8 protein-coding genes and 3 pseudogenes are annotated in these 10821 nt (G+C 52.9%); 6 read left to right on the top strand and 5 right to left on the bottom strand.

Going from position 1 to position 10821, the window contains the following annotated elements:
• Positions 1-128: 128 nt before the first annotated feature.
• Positions 129-497: pseudogene (locus tag IB277_RS37160) on the top strand (IS3 family transposase); the annotation flags it as partial.
• Here the strand turns inward: IB277_RS37160 and IB277_RS39090 are convergent.
• The 4 genes and pseudogenes from IB277_RS39090 to IB277_RS37140 all read right to left on the bottom strand — a co-directional run bounded on the left by IB277_RS39090 (position 466) and on the right by IB277_RS37140 (position 5220).
• The gene (locus IB277_RS39090; protein ID WP_192373334.1) at positions 466-606 is read right to left on the bottom strand and encodes a transposase; all 141 of its coding nucleotides are present in this window, start codon (positions 604-606) and stop codon (positions 466-468) included. The pseudogene IB277_RS37160 and the gene IB277_RS39090 sit on opposite strands and share 32 nt — an antisense overlap.
• Before the next feature lie 85 nt (positions 607-691).
• A pseudogene (locus IB277_RS37150) lies at positions 692-923 on the bottom strand (ATP-binding protein); the annotation flags it as partial.
• Positions 924-1468: 545 nt separating this feature from the next.
• The gene (locus IB277_RS37145) at positions 1469-3925 is read right to left on the bottom strand and encodes a glycosyltransferase (protein ID WP_192373332.1); all 2457 of its coding nucleotides are present in this window, start codon (positions 3923-3925) and stop codon (positions 1469-1471) included.
• A gap of 83 nt (positions 3926-4008) precedes the next feature.
• On the bottom strand, positions 4009-5220 hold the full coding sequence (locus IB277_RS37140; RefSeq protein ID WP_192373330.1) for a polysaccharide pyruvyl transferase family protein: 1212 nt from the start codon (positions 5218-5220) through the stop codon (positions 4009-4011).
• Positions 5221-5453: 233 nt separating this feature from the next.
• Between IB277_RS37140 and IB277_RS37135 the strand changes: the two genes are divergently transcribed.
• Positions 5454-7871 (top strand): tail fiber domain-containing protein, encoded by a 2418-nt coding sequence (locus tag IB277_RS37135; RefSeq protein WP_192373328.1) that lies wholly within the window; start codon positions 5454-5456, stop codon positions 7869-7871.
• A 264-nt stretch (positions 7872-8135) separates the two neighbouring features.
• On the opposite strand, the gene IB277_RS37130 is transcribed toward IB277_RS37135, so the two are convergent.
• Entirely contained in the window at positions 8136-8750 is a 615-nt protein-coding gene (locus tag IB277_RS37130) for an acyltransferase (protein ID WP_192373326.1), read from the bottom strand.
• Between the two features lie 92 nt (positions 8751-8842).
• On the opposite strand from IB277_RS37130, the gene IB277_RS37125 reads away from it, so the two are divergent.
• From IB277_RS37125 to IB277_RS37110, 4 genes and pseudogenes are all read left to right on the top strand, one after another.
• Positions 8843-9232: a hypothetical protein gene (locus IB277_RS37125; protein WP_192373324.1), complete on the top strand. Its 390-nt coding sequence runs from the start codon at positions 8843-8845 to the stop codon at positions 9230-9232.
• 350 nt (positions 9233-9582) lie between these two features.
• Positions 9583-9975 (top strand): annotated as a pseudogene (locus tag IB277_RS37120) (DDE-type integrase/transposase/recombinase); the annotation flags it as partial.
• The gene (locus IB277_RS37115; RefSeq protein WP_371813772.1) at positions 9973-10524 is read left to right on the top strand and encodes a transposase; all 552 of its coding nucleotides are present in this window, start codon (positions 9973-9975) and stop codon (positions 10522-10524) included. The pseudogene IB277_RS37120 and the gene IB277_RS37115, both read left to right, overlap by 3 nt.
• Positions 10525-10580: 56 nt before the next feature.
• A partial coding sequence (locus tag IB277_RS37110) for a transposase (protein ID WP_192373322.1) occupies positions 10581-10821 on the top strand: 241 nt, incomplete at its 3' end.

Raw genomic sequence — 10821 nt, 5'->3', positions numbered from 1 at the left:
GCCGCCGTCAAAACCTCGAATGTTCGTGGCTGATTCACACTGTCGCTCATAGGATTCTCCGCATGATTCATGCACAAAATCCCCGATCAGCGCGCCAAATGATACGTGGGGGTCCCTACGCGCTTACACTGCAACGCATGCTTGGCAAGAAGACGATGGATGGCGAAATCCTCAAGGAAGCGCTTGAGATCGCCACCGGCCCAAAAAAACACCTGTTGCGCTCGCTGTCATTGCCTAAGGGCAGTTCGCGATGACGGCGGTGTGCGAGACTTTGGGTGTCGCCCGATCAAACATTGCAGAGCGCGTGAAGCAAATCCCTAGCCCGTGGGCGACCGCCGCTTGCTGATCAGGGCCTGGTGGATGAGATCAAAACGATCATCGCCGATATGCCGACCTACGGCTATCGCCGGGTTCACGCCATTCTGCGCCGAAACGCCAGCAACGATGGCCGTTCCTGGCCAAACGTCAAACGCGTCTATCGGGTGATGAAGCTGCATCCGAAACGCTGCCATCCGCGCTGAACGCTTCTTGCAAGATCGAAAGCTTCAGTTCCGTGGACCATCGACGTTGTCGCTCGGCACCCGTCAGGATCTCAACCTTGGCCATTCATACCCTGTTACGTCACAAATGAATCATCTGTGACGTAACTTGCGCCAATTCCCCGCGGGACCAAAATCCGCTCACCGGACGCTCACGTTTGATCGGAGGTCACGGCTTTCTGTTTTCGCATGCTCTCGCCGCTGAGTTCGATGCGATAGGCGATCCAACACGGCGTCGGCGATGGTTGGATTGCCGATCATGTCATACCAGTGATCCACGGGCACCTGACTGGTGACGATGGTCGATCGCCGCTCGTATCGATCCTCGATGATTTCCAGGAGATCACGACGCTGTTCATCGTTGAGCTTCTCCGGGCCCCAGTCGTGTGGACGGCCATTTATAGCAAGCCTTTAGACGTGTGAATGACCTTGGTTACGGCGATCGTATGTCCGGCCTTCTGGTGCGGAATAGATTTCCGCTGGCCATATTGATATCCGACAACCTGGGGCCACATCAAAGATGCGAGCTCTATAGCTCAGACGACTGGTCGGGGTTCCCCTGGTCTTCGGTAACAACCGTTGTCATTCATTACGTCTTATGCGCTTACCAAACTAAAGTCCCACGGCTTCGACGGCGGCTTATGCTTTCGCGAATTTCTCCGAGCGGAAACTTTCGCCCGTTTCTTGACCGCCCTGATGATCCGAGCAAGCTTGTTTGCGAGCGCTACCGTCACGAGCCTCGCCGGCTTCTTGGCAAGGAGTCCCACAATCCAGTCGCGCAAAGCACCTTTCCGTCTGCCGAAAACATTCAGGAGAGATGTCGCCGCTAGCACCAGGAGTTTCCTGATATACCGGTTACCTTGTTTAGTGCTAGCTCCATACCGGACTGCCGACTGGGCAGTCCGCGATTTTTACTGGCCGCCCTCCAGCTAAGCACTCTCTATGGGGAACGGTTTACTCAATAAAAACTTGCGTACAATGCGCCCGCTACTAAAGTACTTCACTCGTCGTCGCAAATTCTTGTTGTTGGGAAGGAGGCGAAGCGCAGCTGCTGCGCAGCGATGCGCATTATTAAAGTCGCCCATGTTGTAGTAAGCCTCGGCGGCTGATCTCAGCGCCTGCGGGCTATTCGGCTCGCTCTTCATCCAGTCTTCAAACAGTTCAGCGGCACGTTGGAACTCACGGATATGGAACGCACGACGGCCTTCGACCTTCGGTGAGGCGACGGACGATGCAGATGCGATCGATACGCCAGACACCGATTCATTGTTTTGTTCACCTGCTCCGTTTCGATAACGATCGAACAGTGGACTTCCTCTGGATATAATAGGATCGTAAGGCCGTAAAATGCGTGCGGCCTCCGACCAGTTCCTAACCTCAAAGTAAGTGATACCGGATGTCGCGGTGATTGGTGAACCTTCCGGGGTACGCACCCTTCTGGCAGTCATGTTTCCAAAAGAGTAGAACTTAAACCGCAGATAATGGATAAACCGAAGCACGCGTTCGTAGTCAATTTCGATGTCCTTGTTAAGTAATTCGACAAGGTTTTCTTCAGGTGAAATCGTGTGACAAAGCCCATCATGTGAATACCACGACTCGCCGAATACGAGCAGGGGCTTGCCGAACATCATTGCATAGATTCCGACGCCAGAGTTAATCACCGCGACTGCAGAAGAAATCTCGATAAGGTCATATATATTCTCTTCGTGGGCTGCGGACGCGCCCCCAATTGGTACGAAATCCGTCTCCGCGGGATGCTTTTTGTAGACCACACGCCATCCTGGCCCCAGACGTTCGACCAATTCCGAAATTATTCGCCGAAAGTTTTCGTAGGAGCCCACTTGCCCTGAAAAATGTCTAATTACCGTATCATTCGGCTGCTGAAATGGAACCAAAAGAACCTTCTGTCCCCGCGTTATCCCCAAACGTCCTTTAATTTCTGATATATCTGCACGGCCGGCCTGTTGTTCGAGCATCTCATCCCCATACCGGATCTCTGAGATGTATCTCAATGTCATCTCCCGCTCTGTGGAAGTAAGCGGAATGTCCCAATATTCTGGAGAATAGCTGTTGCTGTCGGATAGGAAACCGCCGCGATCATGATAGATTGAGCCAGGTAGCGCGCCTCTCTCGCAAACTACTATCGGTATATTGTTGTTCTTGCACGCTTTATAAAGCGCCAGAAGCTTCTCATTCGCGTAGGGATTGGCGAAGACAACACGCGATAGTTTGCTATCTCTTACGAAATCGAGGAATGTAACGGCTGACGCAAACTCGTTTTCGTTCATGAAAATTGGCGTCCCAAGATAGGGCGCGAACTCACGATCCCAGCAGAAAGGATTCTTGCGGAACAGCAAGGACGTTCCTTGTCCGAGATCGGGCAGAGCGGGCGGCTCATTTGGCGCAGTTTGATCCGCCTTCATTTTCATTAGAAGGTGTTTAAGATTTTGATCTTTTCGGGAATGATAGTGGTGTTCTACGGGGTGAGGAGCGTGAAACAGATAGATCCCCTTGGCGGCAAGCCAGTCACCATATAGTCTGTATGTGGCCTTCCAACCGTCGTAGGCTCTGATCGTCATAAAGTTCCCTGCCATTGATAGCCAGTTCGGCGGCAAGGCAAACATCCGAAGCCGGCGAATCAATCGGTTCGCAAATTCATAGTCCTCAAAGCCCCATCCCTGAAAGTCTTCGTCTTGACCGCCTCGAGAGAGATAATATCTGCGATCAACGACAATAACCGACGTGCCTGTCGAATGTTTTTCAATGAGAACCCTATCATCCGCGTTCATCGCATTGATAAATACGCTGCGCCACTGTTCTGACGGCGTATCGTGCAGAAGCAAATGTCCACGGTCTGTTAGATAAATGACGGGCACCATCAGAAATCGGTTAACATGTGTCTGCATCTTATGCGAATGGAGTTCGAAGAGAATGTCTCTATAGAAACCCGGATATGGCAGCAGATCCGCATCCATGAAAACAATAAAGTCTCCCACGGCTCTCTGCGCGGCATGGTTGCGAGCTCGAGCAAGGGAGAAGTCTTGATAGTAACGAGCTCCGGTTCGAATGACTTTTAATCTATCGCACTCCGCTTGACGGAGAAGAAGATGGTCTTCATCCGCGGATCCATCGTCCACAACAAGGAAATCCACCGAATCTGGCAGAAGATGATCCTTCCTAAAGAACTTTAGTCTTTCGATCAGATCCCTGCGGCCCTCCGTAATCCTTATTGGTATGATGACCGTCACAGTGCTGTTCGCCGAAAAGGTCGTTGCCAAATGTGGAGCCATCTTCTCCGAATTTCGGGAGCTAACATTGTTCATAACAAATTCCGCTTTGATTATTGGCCTTTTAGCCAAGATATATCCTTGCTCGGCCGAGCGCATGTAGTCTCTATAGGGTATGGCCGATTGCCGGTGGCTCTGCTGCTACGGGTTTTTCCTCAAATTCTCCCACGATTTGCCGCCGATTATGCGCTAAGTCGATTCGAGAGTGCGAGACCGGCGCGGGTGCATTCACTTTCGAAATTATCTAGTACGGCGGCATATCTGTTCTTAAACGCGTCCATAGCGGATTCGGTGAGATATTCTTCAACCGCTCTCTTCACGCCGAGCCGCTCGAAATCTTCTAGCGGACAGGAGGGAATTCCGTGATAATTTGCAAGCTCCTGCACGCGAGTATCGGCATGCAACACAAGCGCCGCAACACCTACTTGCATCGCTGCAACGCCACCATGAATACGGTCTCCGACATACAAATCATACTTTGTACACGCCTGTCTCCAGGCGGAGCTTTCACCAAAAGAATAATACTCTCCGAACGGAGACTTTATCTTGCATTTTCGGTTTATGAGATCGCTGATCGTAGCGCGGTGCAGCGTCTGCGTAGCTTCGTCGTATACGCCCTGTTGATGGAGAAGTTCCTTAAAATGCGCGATCTCTCCCTGGAACACGTATGCGGGAGAAGTGTTCGTAAAGCCTCGCATAAGCTTATGCCCGCGGCTCGATTCATCAGGCGTCAGTTTTAGATGGCCGGCGGTGATGATACGGTCAAGCTTTTGGGGACGTTTAATCGAAAGGATGTTCCGAGGGTAAGCAAACATGCTTGGGCAGCCTAAAGCCTTCGCATTCTTGATGCCAATGCTTCGCAACCAATTCAAGGTTTGTTCACCGCGAACTCCAAAAAGAGCGGCCCGTTCGTCAAGTGCATACATCAGATCCCGAACGTCTGCCGTGAGAACATCCGCTTTGCCATGGGGCAACTCGCCTTGCAATCCAATCCCGAGGCAATAGACTGGAACCTTTAGAGCTCGAACCAATTCCGCAATGTCCGGTTCTTGCGCATCGGGACGCAAGATGTTTGACATCGTCATCATCAGACCATCGAAATTTGCGTTGATGAGGTCTGCTACTTTTTGGACTGATTTATGTGTTGCAATCAGCTTAAATAGATTGAGCTGGCTGGATCGCGACCGGTCGCATTTGACCATCTGAATCATCGCCATCCTGTGGATCATGTTCCCCAAATTGCCGACCAATGTTCGCGCATCCAAATGTTCTTGGATTGTTGAACCGTTCGTCAGCGGCACGCCTGACTGGAAGGCGAGCCTAGTAGGGGGGAGTGTTATTGCCTGTCCTTGACGGAAGAAGGCGAGCCGTGGGAGGTTTCTGTTTTCAGTCACGTTAAATCCGTAAATAAATGGTCAGCTACTTGATGTGGAGGCTTTAGACACTACTGGATGTGCCTGGTCAAGCTGGCGACCCTCCCGTTCACTGGATGAATTACCGTTCGGATTGTCGGCCCCAGCGATGGTGTATTACGACTTTTATCAGCGAGCCGAACAGTATTGAGGACTTTCCGGTTTTCACCAGATTTTGATTAAACAGACGGTAACAATGAGGATTGGACAGGCGAATGAAGCGACGTACTTTTCTGCAGGCAAGTACTTTGGGCCTTGGCGGTGACGGGACTGCGTTCGCAAGCGGCTCCAAATCGATGGAAGCTAACGTGGAGGTTGTTGCTGGCAGTGGGAGCCACATTGCCTTCGACTCGGTTGAACAACTAAGAACAGCATATTTGAAAGAAACTGTGAGGGCGGTGCGCACGAACGGGTTCTACGAACCGAATGGAATGGGTGCGGCGCTATATCGACGAAAGTCCGTGATTGAGAAGGACGAGCCAGGTCAACGTTTGTCAAACGGCGGATCGGTCAGGTGGGGATATGCTGGCCCCGTGGTTGATGTATTTGCGTTTGGAGCGAGAGGTGACGGTTTATCAGATGATACGAACGCGATCAAAAATGCCCTTGATTTTGCGAGATTGACAAGAAAAAACGTGCTTTGGGGAACTGGCAGATTCATTCTCACGGACACTATTGTCTTTCCAGCGGGGATCGAGCAAATCGGCTCTGGTGGTGGAGTATGGGTTGCCTGGTCCTCAATCATCAAAAAAAGGCCCGCCCCGACCGAGTTGGTTTTTACAGGTGTGGGTCCCCGTGCACATACTTTGCCATTTGTAACGGATATGCGGACGTCCGGTGGCGTCATAGAGAATCTATCGGCGACGAGCGGGGGTGATCGCTACTACAAGCTTACATCGTTTATGCGCGATGATGGGACACCTAGACGGTTCTCATGCGCGGTGAAGGTGGAGCGGAGCGGGGGGGGCGTGCGGGTACGTGGACTGCGTATCGTCCTCAGCCATCCTGGCGAGGGCGAACGCTATGGGATCAACGGCTACAACAATTCAGAATATGACGGGCTTGGCAGCGATTGGGACGTGGGCTTTTGGAACGAAAGTGGTCAAGGATTGATTGCCGAGGATCTACATGTGGTAGGCTATTGGCGCCTATACGGCGGATTGCAAACGACAGTGATCAACAACGATCGAGAAGTTAGTGGCGACGGAAAGACTGGCTCGGAATTCAGTCGCTACTTGTATTGTAACTTTCAAGGAGCGGTAGGATTCGGAATTCGCGGGGGCGATAGCTACAGGGTCACCGAGGTGGGGAAGAATTTCGTAAGTGTTGAGGACGCGACCAACCTACCTTTCAGAGAATTTTCCTCTGGCCGTGTGCGTATTGGAAAATCTGAAACACGCTCTTCGGTATTTAACTATAAATCCACATCTGTTTATCAAGGAAATTGCAGACTATACCTCGTTGAGCCCGTAGACACTATCGAATTGGGCGATGTCCTTACTGTTAATATTTACGGATTTGGTATTTCTAACACAGTGCTGCAGGATTGCGAGGTGTCCGGGTTCAGCCACGCGACCGGTAAGCGCGCAACTCAGCTCGCGCTTTCGCTGCAAAAACCGTCTGCGGCTCTCGAAGTTTCGGGCGCTTTTGTGCGCGGCTTAACTCTTCGCGGTACGAAACTGATTGGCCATGAAGATGTGTTGTTTCATTTCCATAACGTTTCAGACATCACGATGGATAGTCAAACCGTCGTCGAATCAAAGCCCGACTCTGTTACTGGAAAGCCCGGCGGCCGTTGCATTGCCACATCGCTTGTCGCTCTAGCGGCTCGCGTCGCAAATCCAGCCGGTCAGACAAGGGGCCTCAGAATGGACTTCATTACTAGTCAGACCAACCACAACATAGACCTACGGCCACTTACAAAATTGCCGGCACCTTCAAGGTTTGGAGCAGTTGGAGACGCAGGACTCTTCGAGCCACATAGTATGCGCTGGACAGATCAAATCTTGCCGGTCGATCGTTTGAACTCTGTCGTCCAGGCACGGCCCGGAGGCGCTCTATTGCTATGCGATGCCGACGGGCGGCCGAGTATCAAAATTCCACATGACGGGTCGCCGATGACGCTAAGGGGAGGCGATTCGGCTGTGAACGTGGCTAGCGGGGTTATTGGGCCATCAATCGATAATGATATGAGCTGCGGTTCAGCGGAATTTCGCTGGCAACAACTATTCGCCGCGACGGGGACGATCTATACCTCCGATGACCGTGAAAAGCAGCAGATTGCATCCATTGACACTAGAATACTCGATGCTTGGGGTGATGTTGAGTTTGTTCAGTTCAAATTTAATGAGGCGGTGGAAAGAAAAGGCGATTCGGCGCGAGTGCATTTCGGCCTTGCGGCGCAAATGGTCGAACGGGTCTTCCGTTCCCATGGCATCGATCCATTCGCTATTGGATTGTTATGCTGTTCTGATTGGGAATTTGACGCTAGGCACGCTCCAGGTGAGCGCGGCCAGGAACCTTCGCAGCGTAAATATCGTTACGGCATCCGCTACCATGAAGCGCTTGTTCTCGAAGCGGCTTACCAGAGAAGAAGGATGGAAAGGATTGAGGAAAAGCTGCGATCAATTTAGGTGCTACCAAGCACTCATGCACTGTCCGCGGAAGTCCGCGCGAAGTGACGCGGCCCTGTTGACCAGAACGCTCGGAAGCGTTCGGGCGAAATCCGCTTGCTGTTATTAGTGCGGGCCAATGGCAGACTTGCAGAACCGATCTGCAGCGGTAGCGCTTCCAGAAAACAGGCGTATGTTGCCTTAGCTGCACGTTTAAGGCGGTCGGCAGTGACTTTGTTCATAATGGTGATAACTTACTTTTTCGAAGCAATGCAGCTTCCCCACTTAGCCCAAGTGCTCCCGGTCCCACGTAACGTTAGATCTGATCACGCGGGCCGGATTGCCGGCAATCACGCAGCGTTCTTCTTCGAAGGCCCTAGTCACCAAAGACCCCATGCCGATGACGCAGCCCTTCGGGATTGACGTCCCCTTCATCAGGAACGACTTCCCGCCGACCCATACGTGGTCGGCAACGTAGATGTCCTTGCCATGGTTGATACGTTCGCCGGTGTCGCCGTCGAAGATTGGGTGGGAATCGGTTGAGCGCACTTCAATGCTCCATGAAAACATGCAATCGGAACCAATATCGATCGTTCTGCCTTCGGCAAGGATAATTGTGACGTGCCCGAATGTGCTGCGTTCCCCGATTATCAATCGGTTTCGACCGTTCGACTTTGAGGAAATCTTACCTTTGAACCGCGCGTCTTTTCCGATGATCACTTCGTTATCATCGGAGGCGATCTCGATCGTACCGCCAGATAGAACAACGCCGCTTTCAATGATGATCCGATTATTCTTCCCGGATACTTTTAGGCATGCTCTTTTCGTATTAACGGTCTCGTTAATCTGAACGTCATTCCCTGGCGCGCATTCGAATATGAAAGCCTGATTATCGGTCACACGCGCCCTCTTTTGATAAATCTGGAATTCTTCTTGTCCCTATCGTAAAGGTTTATCGTTCGCAAGCAGCAAGAGAAAGCCGAGAAAACGCGATGGCAATTGTTGATCTAATTAGGGTGTTGGAGTCTGCGGACGCTGGAAGTCGGAAACTCGATGCGGATATTGCTCTTTTCATTGGTTGGAGGCGCAAAGTAGAGAGTATCAAAATTAATGCGAAGACCGGACTTCCGGTTAAGCGAACGGTCTGGATCGTGCCGTCCAGTGACGGCACCGGGAAGGTTCCGCCGTTCACGACGTCCTTAGATGCTGCGTACGAATTGGCGAAAGACGTGGCGCGCGATACAGACATCGGTCTGAGTTTCGCCGATGGCACGTACACGGCCGTGGTAGGGGACAGTGGATATCTCCATGCGGGAGCGCCAGCACTTGCACTTTGCGCAGCCGCCGTAGCGGCTAAAATATTGCGAGGCGGCGGTGGGTGAAAATCTTACCACGTGCCGTTTATTTGAGATCAATTCGAGCTCGACTTCTCGGTCTGGCTGGTACTTGAACTAGTGGGTGTGCGCGTGGAGAAAAGCGGGTTCGTCTGGCCGAAGATTGGGGCGGCGCGCGTGCAGCTCAATCACGCGCAATGGCTCGCACTTGTTGACGGCATGCACTGGAACGGGTCCGCTCGGCTGCGGTGAGCGACCGAATTTTGTTGGGTAAAACCCTGCGGCAGAATGAATAAGGCGGCTGAAACTGAGGGTAGATCCCGGCAGAACGTGCTCTACTCACGGGTATAACACGAGCCGATCTCGAGCTCCCGCGGGTTGACGCGAGCGAAGAAGAGCTGGGCTTCGGCCTTTGCTTTCTCTACCTGCGCAATGTCCGGGGGCATCGCTGGAACCATAAGCGGGTATACCGCATCTATCGCGAGCTGGAACTGAACCTCAGGATCAAGCCACGCAAGCGGTTGAGGCGCGAGAAGCCGGATGCTCTGGCCGTGCCGGAGAAACCGAACCTGGTCTGGTCTATGCCCTTCATGGCGGATCGTCTTGAGGATGGCAGGCAATTCCGCCTGTTGAACGTTCTGGACGACTTCAACCGCGAGGGGCTGGGCATCGAGGTGGATTTCTCGCTACCTGCCGAGCGTGTCATCCGCTGCCTGAACCAGATCATCGAATGGCGCGGTAAGCCGATGGCAATACGGGTCGACAACGGGTACGTCAGCGGCAAGCTGATGGAATGTGAGCGCGACGAACATCCCACCTTTCCTTTTGTGATTGAGCCCGCGAGATATGCTCCTTCATCGACAGAGCGGAACGCAATGGTTGGAGATCGCGCTGATGCCATGCTTGAAGTCATGGATGAAGCCATGGATGAAGCCAGGCATGAGGAAAGGTATCGTCGGATCGAGGTGATCACCGGTCGGCGCCAGCGGCGGAATTGGACTGACGAGGAGACGGCGCGGATCCTTGCGGAAAGCGCAGAGCCCGACGTGAACATATCGGCGATTGCCCGGCGCTGGGGCGTCTACCGCGGTCTGCTGAACGTCTGGCGGCGCGAAGCCGGACTGATCTCTCAACGATCCACGAAAGCCTGCGCGCAACAGGCAATGTTTGTGCCGGTGACGGTGGTTGGCGATAGAACGTCTTCCGAGAACTTGCCGTCGGATGTCCCCCACTCCGCCGCGGGTCGTATTGAGAGTACGCATCCGTGGTGGGCCGCCTTGTCAGAATTGTCGGATCTGGCACTGACTATCCGTACGCATCCGAGGTGGGTCGCCTTGTAGGAATTGTCGGATTTGGCACTGACTGTCCTTATTGACGTCAATACGGACAGTGCGGAATGGAACGACTTGAGATTATCGATGGCGGCCGGCGGCGACGCTTCAGCAAAGAGATGAAGCTGCAGATTGTCGCGGAGAGCTATTCGGAACCTGGCTTCTGTGCGACGACGGCGCGGCGACATGGAATATCGCGTTCGCAGTTATATGAATGGCGCCGGCTCGCACGAGCGTGGCAACTGGATGTTGCGTCGCCTGTGGGCGACTTTGTCCCGGCGCTGCTTGTTCCAGAGGTAGAGCCGG

Origin of the sequence: Ensifer sp. ENS07, assembly GCF_014852185.1 — a bacterium.
Classification (GTDB): Bacteria; Pseudomonadota; Alphaproteobacteria; order Rhizobiales; family Rhizobiaceae; genus Ensifer; species Ensifer adhaerens.
Note: the sequence above shows the minus strand (reverse complement) of the source record. Positions and strands in the feature narration are given on the sequence as shown.